This window comes from Rhodococcus sp. AZ1, from assembly GCF_054979605.1.
This window is the reverse complement of record NZ_JBUEQF010000011.1, coordinates 17,892-36,420: the sequence shown is the minus strand read 5'-3', so window position 1 is coordinate 36,420 and position 18,529 is coordinate 17,892. Positions and strand designations below refer to the sequence as shown.

The 18,529-nt window shown below is 68.5% G+C and carries 17 protein-coding genes; 6 read left to right on the top strand and 11 right to left on the bottom strand.

Features of this window, described 5'->3' with window-relative positions; all coding sequences use genetic code 11:
• The first annotated feature begins 107 nt into the window (after positions 1 to 107).
• Genes ACY48E_RS13870 through ACY48E_RS13860 form a run of 3 tightly spaced genes read left to right on the top strand, consistent with a single transcriptional unit; the run spans position 108 to position 3,285 of the window.
• On the top strand, positions 108 to 1,268 hold the full coding sequence (locus tag ACY48E_RS13870; protein WP_462872805.1) for a Gfo/Idh/MocA family protein: 1,161 nt from the start codon (positions 108 to 110) through the stop codon (positions 1,266 to 1,268).
• Positions 1,265 to 2,449 (top strand): dihydrodipicolinate synthase family protein, encoded by a 1,185-nt coding sequence (locus ACY48E_RS13865; RefSeq protein WP_462872804.1) that lies wholly within the window; start codon positions 1,265 to 1,267, stop codon positions 2,447 to 2,449. Before ACY48E_RS13870 ends, ACY48E_RS13865 begins: the two co-directional genes overlap by 4 nt.
• Entirely contained in the window at positions 2,446 to 3,285 is an 840-nt protein-coding gene (locus ACY48E_RS13860; RefSeq protein WP_462872803.1) for a sugar phosphate isomerase/epimerase family protein, read from the top strand. The genes ACY48E_RS13865 and ACY48E_RS13860 overlap by 4 nt, the downstream gene beginning before the upstream one ends.
• A gap of 5 nt (positions 3,286 to 3,290) precedes the next feature.
• Here the strand turns inward: ACY48E_RS13860 and ACY48E_RS13855 are convergent, their stop codons facing one another.
• Positions 3,291 to 4,589, bottom strand: coding sequence for a class I SAM-dependent methyltransferase (locus tag ACY48E_RS13855; RefSeq protein ID WP_462872802.1), 1,299 nt, complete (start codon positions 4,587 to 4,589; stop codon positions 3,291 to 3,293).
• Positions 4,586 to 5,992 (bottom strand): FAD-binding oxidoreductase, encoded by a 1,407-nt coding sequence (locus ACY48E_RS13850; RefSeq protein ID WP_462872858.1) that lies wholly within the window; start codon positions 5,990 to 5,992, stop codon positions 4,586 to 4,588. Before ACY48E_RS13850 ends, ACY48E_RS13855 begins: the two co-directional genes overlap by 4 nt.
• A gap of 193 nt (positions 5,993 to 6,185) precedes the next feature.
• Here ACY48E_RS13850 and ACY48E_RS13845 point away from each other — a divergent pair, with 193 nt between their 5' ends.
• Together ACY48E_RS13845 and recR are read left to right on the top strand one after the other, a co-directional pair.
• Positions 6,186 to 6,638 carry an SRPBCC family protein gene (locus tag ACY48E_RS13845; protein WP_462872801.1) on the top strand — a complete coding sequence of 151 codons (453 nt, stop codon included), beginning with the start codon at positions 6,186 to 6,188 and terminating at the stop codon, positions 6,636 to 6,638.
• A 35-nt stretch (positions 6,639 to 6,673) separates the two neighbouring features.
• Complete coding sequence (gene recR, locus ACY48E_RS13840; protein ID WP_462872800.1) at positions 6,674 to 7,285, top strand: recombination mediator RecR; 612 nt, start codon at positions 6,674 to 6,676, stop codon at positions 7,283 to 7,285.
• Positions 7,286 to 7,289: 4 nt separating this feature from the next.
• On the opposite strand, the gene ACY48E_RS13835 is transcribed toward recR, so the two are convergent.
• The 9 genes from ACY48E_RS13835 to ACY48E_RS13795 form a co-directional block, all read right to left on the bottom strand.
• A complete protein-coding gene (locus ACY48E_RS13835; protein WP_462872799.1) occupies positions 7,290 to 7,997 on the bottom strand; it encodes a hypothetical protein in 708 nt (235 codons plus the stop codon).
• A gap of 107 nt (positions 7,998 to 8,104) precedes the next feature.
• Entirely contained in the window at positions 8,105 to 8,572 is a 468-nt protein-coding gene (locus ACY48E_RS13830; RefSeq protein WP_462872798.1) for an RNA polymerase sigma factor, read from the bottom strand.
• Between the two features lie 112 nt (positions 8,573 to 8,684).
• Positions 8,685 to 9,152, bottom strand: coding sequence for a hypothetical protein (locus ACY48E_RS13825; RefSeq protein ID WP_462872797.1), 468 nt, complete (start codon positions 9,150 to 9,152; stop codon positions 8,685 to 8,687).
• 113 nt (positions 9,153 to 9,265) lie between these two features.
• On the bottom strand, positions 9,266 to 11,080 hold the full coding sequence (locus ACY48E_RS13820) for an Hsp70 family protein (RefSeq protein ID WP_462872796.1): 1,815 nt from the start codon (positions 11,078 to 11,080) through the stop codon (positions 9,266 to 9,268).
• Between the two features lie 79 nt (positions 11,081 to 11,159).
• Complete coding sequence (locus tag ACY48E_RS13815) at positions 11,160 to 12,587, bottom strand: GTPase (RefSeq protein ID WP_462872795.1); 1,428 nt, start codon at positions 12,585 to 12,587, stop codon at positions 11,160 to 11,162.
• Complete coding sequence (locus ACY48E_RS13810; RefSeq protein ID WP_462872794.1) at positions 12,584 to 14,449, bottom strand: dynamin family protein; 1,866 nt, start codon at positions 14,447 to 14,449, stop codon at positions 12,584 to 12,586. Before ACY48E_RS13810 ends, ACY48E_RS13815 begins: the two co-directional genes overlap by 4 nt.
• A 163-nt stretch (positions 14,450 to 14,612) precedes the next feature.
• The gene (locus tag ACY48E_RS13805; RefSeq protein WP_462872793.1) at positions 14,613 to 15,416 is read right to left on the bottom strand and encodes a hypothetical protein; all 804 of its coding nucleotides are present in this window, start codon (positions 15,414 to 15,416) and stop codon (positions 14,613 to 14,615) included.
• Between the two features lie 194 nt (positions 15,417 to 15,610).
• On the bottom strand, positions 15,611 to 16,324 hold the full coding sequence (locus ACY48E_RS13800) for a type 1 glutamine amidotransferase (protein ID WP_462872792.1): 714 nt from the start codon (positions 16,322 to 16,324) through the stop codon (positions 15,611 to 15,613).
• The gene (locus ACY48E_RS13795) at positions 16,317 to 17,564 is read right to left on the bottom strand and encodes a MurT ligase domain-containing protein (RefSeq protein WP_462872791.1); all 1,248 of its coding nucleotides are present in this window, start codon (positions 17,562 to 17,564) and stop codon (positions 16,317 to 16,319) included. The genes ACY48E_RS13800 and ACY48E_RS13795 overlap by 8 nt, the downstream gene beginning before the upstream one ends.
• Positions 17,565 to 17,620: 56 nt before the next feature.
• Between ACY48E_RS13795 and ACY48E_RS13790 the strand changes: the two genes are divergently transcribed.
• The gene (locus ACY48E_RS13790; RefSeq protein ID WP_462872790.1) at positions 17,621 to 18,262 is read left to right on the top strand and encodes an MSMEG_1061 family FMN-dependent PPOX-type flavoprotein; all 642 of its coding nucleotides are present in this window, start codon (positions 17,621 to 17,623) and stop codon (positions 18,260 to 18,262) included.
• Positions 18,263 to 18,529: the final 267 nt, after the last annotated feature.

The following is an 18,529-nucleotide window of genomic DNA, read 5'->3' as shown; positions in this document are numbered from 1 at the left end:
GGATCGGGACGACCTTACGCGCGGGGGTTGCCCGCATCGCGTCGATACTGCACCATTCAGAGGCAGCGGGAAAGCGCTTACCAACCATTCGTAGTCGAAGGAGCCTCATGGACACCCTGCGCATCGTGATGAACGGCGTCACCGGTCGGATGGGATACCGCCAGCACCTGGTGCGGTCGGTCCTCGCGCTGCGCGACGGCGGCGGTCTCGAGTTGCCCGACGGGCGGCGTGTGGCGATCGAACCGATCCTCGTCGGCCGCAACGCCGTCGCCCTGGCCGACATCGCGGCTCGTCACGACGTGGCCTCCTGGACCACCGACCTCGACTCCGCGCTTTCCGACGACACCGCCTGGATCTACTTCGACGCCGCCACCACCGCCGCCAGACGCCCCGCCATCCTCGCCGCACTCGACGCGGGCAAGCACGTCTACACGGAGAAACCCACCGCATCGACATACGCGCAGGCGCTCGAACTCGCCGCCGCGGCCGATCGTGCCGGGGTGGTCCACGGGGTGGTGCACGACAAGCTGTACCTGCCAGGGCTGCGGAAACTGCGTCGCCTGGTCGAGAGCGGCTTCTTCGGCCGAATCCTCTCCGTGCGCGGGGAGTTCGGCTATTGGGTCTTCGAAGGTGACTGGCAGAGCGCTCAGCGCCCGAGTTGGAACTACCGGGCCGCCGACGGCGGTGGCATCGCGGTCGACATGTTCCCGCACTGGAACTACGTGCTCGAGAACATCGTCGCGCCCGTCAGGGCAGTGACCGCGCGGGTGGTCACGCACATTCCCGAGCGGGTCGACGAGTCCGGAACCTCCTATGTCGCCACGGCGGACGACGCCGCGTACGCCATCTTCGAGCTCGAGGGTGGGGTGATCGCGCAGATCAACTCGTCCTGGGCAGTACGTGTCCATCGGGACGAACTGGTCGAGTTCCAGATCGACGGCACCCACGGCAGCGCCGTCGCCGGGCTCTTCTCGTGCCGGGTCCAGCCCCGGGTCACCACGCCCAAGCCCGTATGGAACCCGGACCTGCCCACCGACATCGCGTTCCGCGAGCAGTGGTCCGAGGTTCCCGCCAACGCCGAGTTCGGTAACGGGTTCGCCGACCAGTGGCGCGACTTCCTGCTCGACGTCATCGCGGGACGGCCCCATCGGTACGACTTCCATGCCGGGGCGCGCGGGTTGCGCCTGGCCGAGGCGGGACTCGAGTCGTCGACCACGGGTCGGCGGATCGAGATACCCACCTCCGTGCGGGTGCCGGTGACGGCATGACGGTCGCGCCGACCGTGCAGCTTCCCGGTCCCGACGGCAGCCTCCGTCTCCACACGCTGGGCGAACCGCGACGTTTCGAGCCGAGAACCACCCCGCACACGATTCGTACGGCGTTCGCGGCTGCGCACGTGGTCCCGGACCCGCTGGCTGCCGGCGGCGCGGGCGGGTCCGCCGCAGTGGACTTCGAATCCACCCTCGCCGTTCGCCGGCATCTGCTCTCGACCGGCCTCGGCGTGGCCGAGGCGATGGACACCGCCCAGCGCAACATGGGTCTCGACTGGCCGACGGCCATCGAGCTGATCACGCGCACAGGTGAACTCGCGCGCGAGATGGGAAGGCACGCGCACTCGGTGGTGGCCGGTGCTGGCACCGACCACGCTCCCGAGGCCGCCACCCTCATCGACATCACCGCCGCATATCTCGAGCAGGTCGAGGCAGTCCAGCGCGCCGGTGTCGGTGTCGTCGTCATGGCCTCGCGTCAACTAGCCGCAGCAGCGAGCACGGCCGATCACTACCGCACCGTCTACGCCGACGTCCTCGCCGCCGTCGATCGGCCGGTGATCCTGCACTGGCTGGGGTCGGTGTTCGATCCGCAGCTCGCCGGGTACTGGGGCAGTGACGATCTCGCGCGCGCCACCGAGACGTTCCTGTCGCTGTGCCACGATCATGCCGACCGCATCGACGGCGTCAAGGTCTCACTTCTCGACGCCGATCACGAGGTCGCGCTGCGCGCAGCACTACCCGACGGCGTTCGGCTGTACACCGGCGACGACTACCACTACCCCGACCTCATCCGCGGCGACGGCACCCACTTCTCGCACGCGCTGCTCGGCGCCTTCGCCGCGGTGGCCCCGGCGGCGTCCGCGGCACTGACCGCACTCGAAGCGGGTGACGTGGCCGGCTACGACGAGCTGATGGCGTCGACCCTGCCGCTCTCGCGCCACATCTTCGCCGCGCCCACCCCGTACTACAAGACGGGAATTGCGTTCCTGTCGTGGCTGTGTGGACGCCAACCCGGGTTCACGATGCTCGGTGGCCTGGCCTCGGCGCGTTCGGTCCCTCATCTGGTGGAGGTGTTCTATCTGGCCGACCGCGCCGGTCTGCTGCCCGACCCGGATCTCGCGGCGCACCGGATGCGGACCTTCCTCGAGGTCGCCGGGGTGTCGGGGGTGTCGCGGTGACCGGCTCTGCGCGTGCGCGTCTGTCGCTCAACCAGCGCAGCATCGCGTCGTGGAGCGTGCAGCAGGCGGTCGCGGGGTGTGTCGCGTCGGGTGTGCCGTCGATCGGGTTGTGGCGCGAACCTGTTGCCGACGTGGGCTTGTCGGTGGCCGCGCGCATGGTCGCCGATGCGGGTCTGCGGGTGTCCTCGCTCTGCCGTGGTGGTTTCGTGACCGTTCCCGACGGCCCCGAGCGCGTGCGCGCACTCGACGACAATCGCCGCGCGATCGAGGAGGCTGCAACTCTCGGCACCGCGACGCTGGTCCTGGTGGTCGGCGGGCTGCCGTCGGGTTCGCGTGACCTGCCGGGCGCCCGCGGACGCGTCGCCGATGCGATCGCCGCCCTCGTGCCGTACGCGGTGCAGTGCGGAGTGCGGTTGGCCATCGAGCCGATGCACCCGATCTACGCGGCCGATCGGGGCGTGGTCTCGACCCTCGCGCAGTCCCTCGACCTGGCCGAGAACTTCTCCGCCGACGAGGTGGGGGTGGTGGTCGATACCTTCCATGTGTGGTGGGACCCGGACGTGCACAACCAGATTCGACGGGCAGCGACGCGCATCGCGTCCTATCAGGTCGGTGATTGGATCACGCCCCTGCCGCCGGATGCGCTGCTCGCGCGCGGAGTGCCGGGGGACGGGCACATCGACTTCGCGGATCTCACCGGTGCGCTCTCCTGCGCCGGATACGTCGGCGACGTCGAGGTGGAGATCTTCAACGCCGACCTGTGGGCACTGGACGGCGAGGTGGCTCTGGCGAGGATCGTGGAGTCCTACGAGGAGCACGTCGCCCCGCATCTGTGAACAGGTCAGCCGTTCCACCACGGGCGCAGGGGCAGGGATGCGTCGGCATCGGGTCCGAGCTTGACGCCGAGCACCTGGTGGAGTTGGACCACGTTGCGCTCGAATCCGAGGCGACTGCCCGCCATGTACAGGCCCCAGACCTTGGCGGTACCGATGCCGACCTCCTCGACGCACGCATCCCAGTTGTCGACGAGATTGCGACACCAGTCCCGCAGGGTGAGGGCGTAGTGCTCGCGCAGGTTCTCCTCGTGCCGCACTTCGAGGCCCACGTCCTGCATCTCGGTGATGATGCGGCCGGACCCGGTGAGCTCGCCGTCGGGGAAGACGTAGCGATCGATGAACCCGCCCGCGTGGGGTGAGGTCCGGTTGGTGGGTCGGGTGATGCAGTGGTTGAGGATTCGGCCGCCGTCGCGCAGGCGCGCCTTGATGAACTCGAAGTACGCCGGGTAGTTGGAGACACCGATGTGCTCGGTGAGACCGATCGAGGACACGGCGTCGAACCCGGTTTCGGTGATGTCCCGATAGTCGCTGTGGCGAATCTCGGCGAACTGGGTCAGGCCCTCCTCGACCACGGCCTTCTGCCCCCATTCGGCCTGCTCGCGAGAGAGTGTGGCACCGATGACGTGCACTCCGCGGCGCGCGGCGTAGCGCACCATCGAACCCCAGCCGCAACCGATGTCGAGGAGCCTGTCGCCGGGCCGTAGACCCAACTTGTCGAACACCAGGCGGTACTTGTTCTCCTGCGCGTCCTCGAGGCTCTGCTCCGGGCTGGTGTATGCGGCGCAGGTGTAGGTCATCGAGGTACCCAGCACGTGCTCGTAGAAGGCGTTGGACACGTCGTAGTGATGCTGGATCGACCCGGCGTCGCGTGAGCGCGAGTGCCGCAGACCCTCGGCGATCCGACGCCACCGCGGCAGCGATTCCTGTGGGGGAGGAGCGATGGGGCGCAACAGCTCCCAGCCGAGTGAGCGAGTGACTCGCGCGAGGGTCAGGGCCGACGGGCGCGCGAAGTCGAGCCCGTCGCGCATCAGCCGCAGCACCTCGTACGGATCGCCGGGGTGGGCGCCGACGATGTCGAGGTCACCGGAGACGTACGCGCGCGCCATCCCGAGGTCGCCGGGCGCGGTGGCGAGGTAGGTGGTGCCGCGCGGGGTCAGCAGGTTCAGGCCGTACGGGCTGTCCTTCGGCCCGGCGGAACTGCCGTCGTAGGCGGTGAAGTGGAACGGCAGCTCGCCGCGGGTGAACTCGACGAGCATCTCGGCGATCGAGAGCTTCCCGCCGATCACGGCGTCGGAACTGGTCATTTACGTTGCACCGCCTTCGAATACAGATCCAGCAGACGTGAATCCGGGTCGTACTTCTTCTTGAGGTCGCCATAGGTGTACCCGCCGTAGAGCTCGTCGAACTCCTCGCGGCCGTAGTAGGCGTCCGAGTAGAGGGATTTGTGGCCGTCGAGTTCGGACACCTTCTTCTCGATGGCGCGGTTGGCCGCGCCCGGTGGTGCGCCGGCGACGGTGGGTACCGAGGACCAGAACCCGATGTTGACGTAGGTGCGGTGCGCCTCGAGCGGATACAGCGGCCACTCCCGCGGCCCGCCGGGACTGTGGTCGGTGTAGCCGGATGGTTCGCGAAGTCGCAGAGGGCACAACCAGATCGGCTCGATGGGGATCTCGCGCAGGAACCACTCGGTGAACTCGGCGGTGCGTTCGATCGGCACCTCGATGTCCTGCACCACCCGCTCGCGCGGCAGGTTGCCCTTGCGCTTCTCGAGGCGATCGGCGATCCCGAAGCGCTGATCGAGCGCGATGAGCTTCCAGTAGAAACTGCTGCGCCGGTACCTCGCGGGCCAGAACTTGCGGATCCGCGGATTCTGGGCGCCGAACGCTCGTGAGCACCAGAACCAGTCGGTGTCCCAGCGCCACAGGTAGTCGGCGATGGTGAGTCGGTCGGTGCGGGGGGTGTCGCCGTCGTGCTGGATCGATCGGTAGTAGATGTCGACGTCGGTGTAGTCGCTGACCGGACCGGGCTCGTCGGTGCGCACGCCCAGCGTCAGGTAGCTCTCGTCGGCGCTGAAGACCACTCCGTCGAGGTAGTCGACGTCGATGCCGTCGTGCGACCGGTCGGCGACGATGGCCTGCATCGTCGACTCCAGGGTCGCCAGGTCGCAGAACCGCACGTGCCGCAGTGCCACGAACGCCGGCACTGGTTCGAGTTCGATGCGCAACCGCGTCGAGTAGCCGAGGGTGCCGTAGGAGTTGGGGAACCCGGCGAAGAGGTCGGCGTACTCGTTGCTCGCCGTGGCGGTGACCACCTGGCCGTCACCGGTCAGGATGTCGATCTCGAGGATGGACTCGTGCGGCAGGCCGTTGCGGAACGACGTCGACTCGATGCCCAGCCCGGTCACGGCGCCGCCGAGGGTGATGGTCTTCAGTTGCGGCACCACGAGCGGCGCCAGCCCGTATGCCAGCGTGGCGGCCACCAGGTCCTCGTAGGTGCACATGCCCTGCACGTCGGCCGTGCGTGCGTCCGGGTCGATCGAGATCACCGAGTCCAGGCCGGAGACGTCGAGGCCGGGGGCGGTACTGTGCGCACGGGTGCGGAAGATGTTGGAGGTCTTCTTGGCCAGGCGAACCGTGGCACCCGCCGGAATTGTCCGGTAGCTCGCCAGCAGCGCCTGGACACCCCGTCGGTGCGCGTCGACGCCCACCTCCCGCGGACTGTCGGACCGACGATGTTCGACGTTCGATGCCACCGCGCCACGGTATATCGCCGCGCTGTTCGGTGCGCGGTCGATGCACCGGGACGTGGCGTACCGGTCGCCTGTCGGTGCGGTACGGCAGGATGGTGGGACCAGGTCGGCCGGGTCGTTCGGTCGCCGCGAACTCACAAGGAGTCGATCGGTGGCTCAGGTCAGCGCAACCACGTCCCTCGATGTCGCTCATCCTCCCGCGGACGTGGTGGCCGCCCTGCTCGATTACGCCACGGTGCGCCCGAAGATCCTCTCCGAGCACTATCGCGACTTCGCGGTGATCTCCGGCGGTGTGGGTGCCGGAACGGTGGCGACGTGGACGCTGCAGGCCACCAGCAAGCGCAGCCGCAACATCGAGGCCACCGTCTCGGTCGAGGACGGTGGGGTCGGGGGCGGGTCGACCATCACCGAGCGCGACGCGAACTCCTCGCTGGTCACCACCTACACGGTCATCCCGTCGGGCGCGGGTTCCACCGTCCGCACCACCACGTCCTGGACGGGCGCCGGCGGTGTCGGAGGATTCTTCGAGAAGACCTTCGCGCCGATCGGACTGCGCAAGATTCAGGCCGCGGTGCTGGGCAACCTCGACCGCTACCTCGGCTGATGGCCCGGCAGATGTGCGGGCGGTAGGTCGCGGCTGTGTTCGAGGGGCCCGTACAGGATCTGATCGACGAGCTGGGCAAGCTGCCCGGGATCGGTCCCAAGAGCGCGCAGCGCATCGCGTTCCACCTGCTGTCGGTGCAGGCACCCGATATCGATCGGCTGCAGCGCGCCCTGGGGCGGGTGCGTGACGGGGTTCCCTTCTGCCAGGTGTGCGGCACGGTCTCCGATCAGAAGACCTGCCGCATCTGCGCCGATGCTCGCCGCGACCGCACCAAGATCTGCGTCGTGGAAGAACCCAAGGACGTTCAGGCGATCGAACGCACCCGCGAGTTCAAAGGTCTCTACCACGTGCTCGGCGGGTGCCTCGACCCCATCAACGGCGTCGGACCTGATCAGCTGCGCGTGCGAGAGTTGTTGCAGCGCATCGGTAATCAGGTCGACGGCGTCGACGTCTCCGAGGTCATCCTCGCCACCGCACCCACCACGGCGGGTGAGGCCACGGCCACCTACCTTCTGCGCACCATCCGCGACTTCCCGGGTCTGCGCGTCACGCGCATCGCCTCGGGACTGCCGATGGGTGGGGAGCTCGAGTTCGCGGACGAGATCACTCTCGGCCGCGCTCTCGTGGGCCGCAACGTCATGACCTGATCGATCAGTGGTGGTGCCCGGCGTCGCTGTGCAGGTCGGCGTCGTCGAGGCTGACATCGGTCTCCGGAACCGGGTCGTAGACGTAGGCGCTGCCGTCCTGGTGGTCCCAGACGCCGTCGAAATTGCGGTCGGTGATCACGGTGTCGACGTCGCCGTCACCGTCGATGTCGATGTTCTTGACGTCGGTGGTCCCGTCGCCGTTGGTGTCCACGGCCTGGACGTCCGGTCGGCCGTCGCCGTCGGTGTCCCACGTGACGGTGTCGTAGTTGCCGTCGCCGTCGCCATCGGTGACCTGCACCTCCATGCCGTCGACGACACCGTGGAGGGCGGGTGTGGACGAGGAGTAGCCGGCCGGGTGGTCGGAGGTGTGGTCGTTCGGGCGGTCGTAGGTGCGGTCGTAGGGGCGGTCGGAGGAGTTGTCGGAGGTCCGGGGCGAGGTGTGGGAGTCGTATTCGGGGGCGTACTGCGCCATGTCGTCGAGGTCGATGGTGACCGAAATGGGCTGGGAGTAGTCGTAGGTGCCGTTGCCGTCGGTGTCCACGCTCGTGGTGTCGGCGATGCCGTCACCGTTGTCGTCGGTGATCTTGCCCTCGGCGACGCCGTCGCCGTCGGCGTCGTTCAGCAGGGTGTCGTAGTGGCCGTCGTGATCGGTGTCCTCGAGCCAGAGGTCGGTGCGTCCGTCGCCGTCGAGGTCGATGTACCTGGTGTCCATGATGAGCTCCTGTGTGAGTGCCAGTGGTTCTCGGCGACATCGGCTGTCACCGTCACACCCTTGGATGCACCGACAGGACCGGAAAGTTCCCGGGGGAGGAGAAGAACTCAGACGAGCATGCGCTCGGCCAGCTGCGCGCGGGCGCGGTTGAGACGCGACTTCACCGTCTGGATGCCGATTCCCTGGTGCTCGGCGATCTCGGCGTAACTCATGTCGCCGAACTCGCGCAGCACCAGGGCCGTGCGGAAGTCCTCGGGAAGCTCGGCCAACGCCAGACGCAGTTGGTCCCGAACTGCCAGCTGCTCGCTGAAGTTCGACGCCGCGGTGTCCTCGAGCACGATGGGTCGCTCGGTGTCGTTGAAGTCGACCGTGTCGGTCTGCGGCTTGCGGCGGCGCACCAACGCGAGGGCCGCGTTTGCGGCCACCCGGTGCAGCCAGGTGCTGAAGCGTGCCTCGCCGCGGAACTTGTCGAGGTTCTGCCATGCCGCGATGAGGGTGTCCTGAACGGCGTCCTCGGCGTCCTGACGATTACCGACGATGTTCAGGCACACCCCCCACACCCGGTTCTTGTGCATACCCACCAACTGGGCGAACGCATGCTGATCGCCGGCACGAGCTGCGACGAGCAGGGAAGCCTCGTCGGCGGTGGTGCCGGCGTCGAACCCGGGTGAGCCGGAGCGCGGTGACTCAGAGATGGAAGCCAGTGTCGTACCCGTCTGTCGTTCCGTCGTGGCCGGAGCTGTCGTGGCCGTATGTGTCGTGCCAAGAGCTGTCGTGCGAGTCGGTCGAGTGATCGGCTCCGTATCCCCCGTGGTCGTAGCCTGCGTCTGCGTAGCCGTCGTGCCCCGTGCCGTCGTGGGCTGTGGGGTCGAACGCGTCGTGGTCGGATCCGCTGCCGTCGTGCACGTGATCGGACCCGGCCGGATCGTGCCCGCCGGCGTCGGAATCGTCGGGATCGGGCGTGACGTAGTCGTTCTCGTCCTCGACGTAGGGCAACTCGTCGTCCATGTCGGGAACGATGGCGTCGTCGGCGACGGGTGTGTTCGGGTCGAAGGCGACCTCGAGTGCGCTGTCCCACACTCCGTCGGGAATCGTGTAGTCGTCCGCGTCGGGGTCGATCCCCAGATCCGCGAGTAGCGAACCGTCCTCACTCATCGTGGGCTCCTCATCGTGTCGGTCAGATGTCTCTGTCCACAGTTGGATGCGGCCGATCAGTCGATTGTTCCCGCCGGCGGCGGACCGGTGTCCGAGTTCCCGGACGCCCAAGACTAGTTCATCAGGCCGGACCTGCTGAGGAAGGTCTTGGCCTTGTCGACATCCACGATGGAGAAGATCGACGCCTTCAGGTTGGTCGTGTTGTTGGCGTAGTCGATGTTCACGGTGTCGTTCGACGGGGTGATGCGGGCAGCTGCGGTGCGGCCCGGGTTCTCCACGAGCACCGAGTTCGGGTTCAGCGAATCCGGCTGCCGCAGGCTCACCACCTGCGGTCGAGCTTCCTTGTCGTCGACGCTGAGGACGATGAACGGGTCCTGGAACTTGTCGGCAGCCGGACCCAGGCCGGCGATGACGGTGGACCCGCTCTTGAAGTCGCACTTGATCTCGAGTCCACCGTTGGTGGTGGACCCGTTGGGCAGGCATTTCTCGAGATCGCCCGCCAGCGCGACGGGCACCGATGCGAGTACCTGGTCGGTGGTGGTGGCCAGTTTCACCGGTCCGGTGGAGGTGGTCGACGCCGAACTCGCCGTGGTGGCGGGGCTGTCGGATCCCCGTGTGAGCACCACGGCGGCGATCCCCGCGCCCACCACCACGATCACGGCCGCCGCGATTCCCGCGAGGAGGGCGGGGGAGCGCTTGGTGCGGGTCGGCCGAGGATCCGGCGGCGCAGCAGCAGGCGCGGGCCCGGTGCGTGGTGTCGTGATGGGCCCGGAGGCGGGCCGATCCCACTGGGCCATCAGCGCGTCGCGGCCGGGAACGACGGGTGCCGCTGCGGGCGCGGGGTTCATGGCCATCCAGGCGCTGAGCGCGCCCCGGGCAACCACGGTCTTGGGGTCGTCCAGGGTCGCGACCGGCCCGATGCCCTGCAACGTCTTGTGCACCAGGGGGATTCGCGATGTTCCGCCGGTGAGGTAGAGGGCTTCGAGCGGTGTCGCGCTGGTGATACCGGCATCGGCGAGGGTGGCGCGCGCCAGGCGCGCGGCCTGATCGAGCGGACCGGAGATCAGTTCCTCGAACTCGTCGCGGGTGAGCTGGAACGTCTCGTGGAAGCCCTGTCCGGCCGCGGTGATGGTCGCCGACGGGGTCTCCGAGAGCAGTTCCTTCGCGCGGCGGATCGAGTCGTCGAGCTGCTGGCGCACCCCGACGGGCGCCTCCCGGCGCAGGTACTGCATCAGGGGAGGGTTGCGCGCTTCGAGTTGGTGATCGACCCACTGCCGAATGAGGGCGTCGAAGTTCTTGCCGCCCAGGCCGTTGTCGCCGCGGGCGGCGATCACGTCGAAGGTGCCGTCGCCGTTCTTGCGCAGCACCGCCACGTCCAGGGTGCCGCCACCGAAGTCGAAGACACCGATACGGGAGCCGTCCGGCAGCGACCGGCTGCGGGTGTAGTGCGCTGCGGCGGCGCGGGGTTCGGAGATCGTGGAAATCTGCCCCGGGTCGGCCCCGGCCATCACGGCCGCGTCGACCAGGGTCTTGATCTGGTCGGGTGACCATGCCTCGGGATGGGTGAGCACCAGGTGCTCGGGCATCCGGCCGGCGTGTGCGGCCGTGGCCCGCGAGAACACGCTGCCGAGCACCGCGGCGATCGGCGCGGCAGTGGGCAGCATGAACCCGTTCACGGCGATGCTGGGCTGGCCGACCAGTCGTTTGGGTGAGGGGATGTAGGCCGCCGGGTTGCGCTGCGCCTCGTTGACGGCGTGCTCACCGACAGCGATGCGGTCGGGTGCCTCGACCAGTACGCCGGAGGGGATCAGGTTGCTCGCGTGCGAGAGGGACAGCGATTCGATCGCACCGCTCACCGCCGCGGAGTGGGCGGCGGCGGTGTTCGACGTTCCGAAATCGACGCTCAGCAGCCAGTCGGAGGCGTTCACGGGGTTCCTTTCGCGTGGGGTCGACTCGACTCATCATGACGGACGGTCGAGCGATGGTTCTCGGTGGCGGGGAGCTCGGTCACAGCACACCGCCGGATGCGAGGGTGGTGTAGGCGCGCACCACGTCGACCAGGGCCGCGTCCTCGGAGGCCGTGACCGTCGACATCCCCCGTGCCTGCGCGTGCGCCAGTCGCTCGAAGGCCACCGCCCGCACCTTCTGGTCGCCCGCGTCCGGGGGCAGGCCGACGCAGGCGGCCGGGGTGCGGCCGGTCAGCAGCAGTCGAATTTCGTCGACCAGCGGCGCGTGCGGGTCGGCGGCGAGCATGCGCTGCAGGTCCGCCAGGAGCGCCACCCGAAGCATCGCCGGGTCGCTGCGCATGGTGTGGGCGATCGCGCGCACCTGCTCGCGGGCCGGGTGGGTGTAGGCGAGCTGATCGACGTAGTCGAGAACGCGGCGTGCGCGGTTGAGCACCGCGAACTCGCTCAGCGACGTCTCGAGCACCTCACGCAGCCGAGCGAGCCCCGAGCGGGCCAGCAGCCATTCGTTGAGAGCCGCCGCACCGCGTCGGGCGATCTCGCGGCCGTTGAGCACGCCGTACTCACCGATGATGTCGAGCAGACGCCCGCGCACCGCCGGCGGCACCGGACCGGGCCCGTCGGATTCGAGCAGATCGATCAGGTCCAGGGCGCCGATGCCACCGAGTGCGGCCAGGGCTCGGGCGTCGTCCTCGACGAGCATCCCGGTGCGCGATGTCTGCGCCATGAGACCGGAGATGGGCACCACCGCGCACACCCGGCCGGCCAGATCGCTCGCCAGCGTGCGCGCGTGCTCGGCGGCGTGATCGAGGGGATCGCGCCGCCCGAAGGCGCCTTCGCCGAATCCGTCGGCCCGCGAGAGCACGGCCAGGGTGTTCAGCGGCGAGAGCGGCAGCTGCTCGAGGAACGCCAGTTCGTCCGACCGCGGGGTCGAGTCGAAGAGGAACACGGCGGCGTCCGCATCGACGGACGCCGTGCGGGTCTGCTCGAACCCGTCGATGAGCACCCGACGGGTCGCCCGCTCGTTGCGGGTGGTCAGGGTGGCCAGGCCGGGGGTGTCGATGAACGTCATCCCGCGGATGGCGGCCGAGGGCAGCCAGCGGTCGATGTAGGCGATCTCCTCCTCGGGGATCGGCAGGTCGGCGGGTCGGCCGCCGCCGATCACCAGCGGGTGGCGACGGCCGTCGAGCCCCACCGCCTCGGCGCGCGAGGGCGCACCGTCCTGGTACACCGCCACCAGGCGGGTGGCCTCGAGAGCGGCGGTCTCGGCGACCGGCGCGCCGATGAGTGCGTTGACCAGGGTCGACTTACCCGCCTTGAGGCGCCCCACCACGACCAGCCGCGGGGGAGCCCACAGGCTCGCGCCGATGGTGTTGGCGTGGTCGATCAGGTCTCCGCCGAGGCCCGCCAGGGCGTGCAGGCCCCGGTCGAGAACCCGGTGGACGGGGTCCTGGATCACTCCTGTGGTCATGACGCACCTGCTGTCTTCTGCAACCGGGCCAGCAGAGCGTCGGCCGCGGTGAGGCGTTTGTCGATGATGTCGCGGTTGTGGGTGAGCCGCTTGATGTCCTTCTCACGCTTGGTGGCGTCGGAGTTGGCGGATTCCTTCGCCGCGGCGATCTGCTTCTGCAGCTCCTCGATGGAGTTGCGCAGCTGCTCGCGGTAGCGCACCACGATCTCCGGCCGGGCCTGTGACATCGCGGTCTCGAGCAGGCGGGCGGTGACGGTCTTGGTCAGACCCAGCGTTTCGCGCAGCCAGTTCAACAGGTTCGTCTTGCCGGTGCGCATGGCCCGGAAACCGAGGTTCACGCCCACCCACACGGTGCCGACGATCGCGCCGACGCCGAGAGCCGCCGACAGTCCGATGAGTCCGCCGATGGTCGACGACCCCATCACACCCATGGTCAGCAGGGTGGGGTCGAGGATTCCCTGGTGCTTGCTGCCCACCTGCGGACCCTCGATGCTCTGCCCGCCGAGGCTCGAGACGATGCGTGAGCAGATCTCCTCCCACACCACGTTCGAGGTGAATCGCGGCGCGACGATGGTGGTGTAGAGCTGCTCGAGGAACCCGGCCATCGTCTCGGCCATCGCCTGCTGCAGTTCGGCCTGCATGTCGGCGGTGAACTTCTGCGGGCTGCGGCGCAGCACCTCCATACCGTTCTTGTTGATCGTGTTGGTCCAGCGTTGACGAATCTCCTCGAGCCGTCGGTCACTGTCGTCGATGGCCTGTTGGCGCAGCTGCGTCAGGTCGCGCGCGAGGTACTGCTCCCACTCGCGGCTCTGATCCTTCAGGCTCTCGAGCTTGTCGAGTTCGCGGGTGAGGTCGGGCAGGGTGGCCCCGCGACCCTCGACGGCCGCGAGTTCGGAGGCCACCCGGGCACGCAGGGTCACCAACCCTTCGCGGACCGTGCGCAGCGCGTCGATGGCCGGCAGCTGCTCGGCGAACTCGAGGCGTCGGGTGATCTCGGCGCGCAGCTCGGTGATGCCGGACGCGATCTCGGTGTGCTCGCGCAGCGGGCCGGGCGGCATCTCGGAGGCGATCGCAGCGCGCAGCGACGAGACGCCGATGACGGTGACCTCACGCGAGAGGTGCTCGCGGAGCAGCTTCCGGTTCTCCTCGACGATGTGCTTCCACCGCCGCAGGTTCTTGTCGGTCTTCGTCACCGCCACGATCAGCGCGTCCACCGACGATCCGGCGTCACGAATGAAGTCCATCTCCGGGGCGGTGACGGGCGAGGACGCGTCGCACGCGATGACCACCACGCACGCCTGCTGGGCACTGTGGGTCGCGAGGGCGGCCATGGTCGGGTCCAACCCGCCCACACCGGGGGTGTCGACGATGGTCACGCCGGGCATCTCGGTGTGCGTGATCGGGATGCTGGCGCGCGTGGGCAGCGACTCGACGGCGGGGTCGCGCACGTATCGGCCGTCGACGGTCACCCAGTCCGCCAGCGTGGTCAGCGGCACCTGTTCGCTGCGGTCGGGGAACATCAGGTCGACGGTGCCGTCGAGCGGTGGGTCGCTGACCGGTCGGATGCTGACGGCGACCGTGGTGGCCAGGCCGACGCCGACGGGTGCGAGATCACGTCGGCCGACCAGGGCGTTGACCAGCGAGCTCTTGCCGCGCTTGACCTCGCCCACCACCACGACGCTGCGTACCTGACGTTCCCGGGCGGCCTTCTGCTCGGCCAGCTCGGCCACGTTGTCGAGCTTGTAGGCCCGCAGCACCTGGCCGGCGGCAGTGAGCACCGTCTCGACTTCGCCGGGTTTCGGAGCCGCCGCACCCTCGGCCGTCGCGGTGTCCGCGGCCACCGGGTTCTGCACTTGGCTCATCACGTCGTCCTGTTCGTGGGTCTCGGGTGGGTCGGGTGGGTCGGTGTCACGGGTGGGTCGGGTGGGTTGGTGTCACGGGTGGGTCGGTGTGAAACGCCACCCGCCCGAGGATCGCGAGATCCTCGGGCGGGTGAGTGGGTCGAATCTCGTGGACCGAGACTCCTCAGAACCCGTGGTGCCCGCCGCCGTCGTGCGAGGTGGACTCGTAGGGGGTCTCGCTGGAGCCGTGCGAGTCCGAGCCGTAGGGCGAGCTCGAACCGTACGGGTCCGAGTTGGCGTACACGCTGCCGGAGGCGTCGTCGTACCCCAGGGACACGTCGGTCTCCGTGGCCGGATCCACGACGCCGTCGACCGTGGAGTCGATCACCCCGTCGCCGTTGTTGTCGATGTAGGTGGTGTCGAGCCGGCCGTCGCCGTCGGTGTCCTCGATCTGGTAGTTGGCGGTGCCGTCCTCGTCGGTGTCGACGAGCTTCTCGTCGTAGCTGCCGTCCTCGTTGCTGTCGACCGCCATCACGTCGGTGGTTCCGTCCCCGTCGGTGTCGAACAGGACTGTGTCACCGATGGAGTCGCCGTCGGTGTCCTCGATCACCACGTCCATCCCGTTGACCGTTCCGGTCCACTCGCTCGGGCTTCCGGAGTCGCCGTAGGAGGGTGTGTGCGAGTCGCCGTGGGGGGTGCTGCCGTGGGAGTCGCTGCCGTGGGGGGTGCCACCGTGCGGGGTTCCGCTGCCGGGGGTGTAGGTGGTCTCCTCGGTCTCGCTGTTGGAGTAGTAGCCGTCGCGGTTGCTGTCGCTGTAGGAGTAGTCCGCGATGCCGTCCTCGTTGGTGTCCACCACGACGGTGTCGCCGAAGCCGTCGCCGTCGGTGTCCACCTCGACGGTGTCGCTCACGCCGTCGCCGTCGGTGTCGTAGAAGCGAGTGTCGTCCTGGCCGTCGCCGTTGCTGTCGACGTCGTAGCTGGTGCTCATTGTGTTCTCCCTTGTCGTGGTTGGTTCTTCTCGAACCGGTCAGAGCATTGGATGCGGGCGGTTGCGGAAAGGTTCCCGGCATCGCCAGAAAACTTTTCGGTGGGCATCGACGACGGCGTCCGGTGCGTCGTGACGGGTCGAGACTAGGGCAGAGTCGCTAGCTTCGGGAAGTAGAAACCGACCGGATCGAGATGTCATCCGCCCGCGGCTGTCAGCCGCTCACGCCTGAGCTGCTCGACGTCGTCGAGCATCAGGGGCTCGAGCGTACGGCCCAGCGCCACCGACAGCAGGTGATCGGCCAGTTCCGGGTTCCGCGCCAAGGCCGGTCCGTGCAGGTAGGTACCGATCACCGAGCCCTGCACCACACCCTCCGTGCCGTCGCCGACACCGTTGCCCACCCCCGCGATCACCCGGCCCAGCGGCCGGGCATCGGCACCGAGGGAGGTGCCGCCGCGGTGGTTCTCGAACCCGGTCAGGCGCTGGGTCAACCCGTCGAGGAGCGGCTGGGTGACCACCTCGCCGATCGACCGGCTGGCCTGCGGCGCAGTGGTGACATCCAGCATCGAGATGCCGTCGACGCGTTCCCCGGCACTGGTCTCGTACCAGTGCCCGAGCACCTGGATGGCGGCGCAGATCGCCAGCACCGGCGCACCACGCTCGGCCGCGCGCTGCAGGCCCGGGTAGCGGGTCAGGTGCTTGGTGGCCAGACGCTGCGCGAAGTCCTCGGCCCCGCCGAGCACATACACATCCAGCGAGTCGGGCACCGGGTCGTTGAGGGTGATGGAGACGATCTCGGCGTCGATCCCGCGCATGCGCAGCCGCTGACGCAGTACCAGGGCGTTGCCGCCGTCGCCGTACGTGCCCATCACATCGGGCAGCACCAGGCCGATGCGGATTCCTTCAGCCACGGGCGCTCCTCTCGAGTGCGCGCCCGAGGTCGCGGAACGCGGTGTAGTTGGCCAGCACCTCCACCCGTCCGGGCGGGCACGAGGCGATGGCGGCGACGGGATCTGGTACCACCGCGTGGGGAGATCCCGCGTAGGTCAGGCGCACACCGAGGTCGGTGGCGCGTTCACCGGCGGCGACCACGGTGACTCCCTCGAAGTGTTCGAACCGCACGTCCCACAGCCACGAGAGGTCCTCGCCGTCGGGCACCTGCCCGTTGACGGCGATCACGAGGCCGTCGACTGTCGGGTCGATCATCGACAGCGCCTCCTGCCAGCCCGCGGGGTTCTTCGCCAGCAGCATGCGTACGGAGTGCTCGCCCACCTGCACGGTGCTGTAGCGGCCGGCGATCTCGGTGACCGATGCTGCCGCTGCGGCCGATTTCTCCGGGTCCGCGCCGAGTGCCACCGCAGCGGCGACGGCCTGGGCGGCGTTGCCGCGATTGGCCTTGCCCGGCAACGCCAGCGACAGCCCGATCACCAGACCTCCAGGGCCGTAGAGGTTCTCGTCGTCGAGCCACCACTGCGGGGTCGGCCGCGCGAAATCGGTTCCGGTGGAACGCCAGTGCTCGCCCTCCCACACGATGGGCTCACCCGATCGGGGGCAGCTGACCGAATCGCCCACCCAGCCGCCGCCCGCGGAGACCCACACCACGTTCGGGCAGTCGTAGGCTGCCGAGGTCATCAGCACGTCGTCGCAGTTGGCCACCACCACCGCGTTCGGGTGGCGGGCGAGTCCCTCGCGTAGGCGCCGCTCGATCATGTTGATCTCGCCGACGCGGTCGAGTTGGTCGCGGCTGAGGTTGAGCAGAACCACCGCGGCCGGGTCGAGGGCATCGCACACGTGCGGCACGTGCAGCTCGTCCACTTCGATCGCCGCCAGCCGCGCGTGGCGGTCGGTGTTCAGGGCGGCGACGATCCCGGCGTCCATGTTCGCCCCGTCGGCCTGTGTGGCGACGGGACCGAGCGTGCCCAGCGCTGCGGCCGTCATTCGAGTGGTGGTGGACTTGCCGTTGGTTCCGGTGATCACCACCGTCCGCCGACCGGCGCCGAGCTGCGCCATGACGGTCGGGTCGATCTTCAGCGCGACCAGGCCGCCGATCATCGAACCCTTGCCGCGTCCGGCCATCCGTGACGCCCGCGCGGTGGCCGTGGCCGCTGCGAGAGCGAGTCGTCCGCGCAGGCGCATCGGTGTCTCGACCATGGCGGTGAGTCTGGCATATCCACTGGAAGCGGACCGGGCGGGCGGATATCGTTCGCATGGTGAACCACACTTGGAGTCGCATCGAGACGCACGAGGCCCTGACCGGCGTGATCGGGGTGCCCAACGCCCGCGTCGCGGCCAAGGCGCGGCCCAGTTTGCACCATTACGACCGGGTGTGGCTGGCGTCGTCGCCGTTCGTGCTGATCGGGACCGCCGACGCCACCGGCCGCTGCGACGTCTCACCGAAGGGTGACCCCGCGGGCGGTCTCGTGCACGTGCTCGACGACACCACCATCGCCCTCGCCGAGCGGCCCGGCAACAAGCGTGTCGATGGCTATCGGAACGTGTTGGACAACCCGTTCGTGGGTCTGAACTTCTTCATCCCGGGTCGTGGCGACACGTTGCGGATCAATGGCCGGGCGTCGCTGGTGGGCGATGCTGATTTCTTCGACGAGTTGGTGGTCAAGGGGCATCGACCGTTGCTGTGTCTCGTGGTCGAGATCGAGGAGATCTTCCACCATTGCGCCAAGGCGTTCTTGCGGTCGAGGCTGTGGGAGCCGCAGACCTGGGATCCGACGGTGGTGCCGTCGACGGCGGTGTTGACCAAGGAGTTGATGCCGAACGTGACGGAGTCGGTGCAGGAACTCGAGCAGTATTACGGTCGGGCGTATCGGGACGGTCTGTACCGGCAGGGGTGATCGCGCGCGGTGTGCGTGTGGTGTAGCGGCTGATCAGAAACGCCGATGCCCCGGACCCGAAGATCGCGCTGACCACCACGTCGGCCGCGCAGGCGCATCGGTGTCTCGACCATGGCGGTGAGTCTGTCTTGTCCGCTGGAAGCGGACCGGGCGGGCTCGGCCATGGGGTCGGTTGCCGTATCACCTTGGGGTTGTTTTCGTTATCGAATCGTGCCGCCGCACACTCGTGAATTTCTCAAGTGTAGGTAAAGATGATCGGTACTCAGG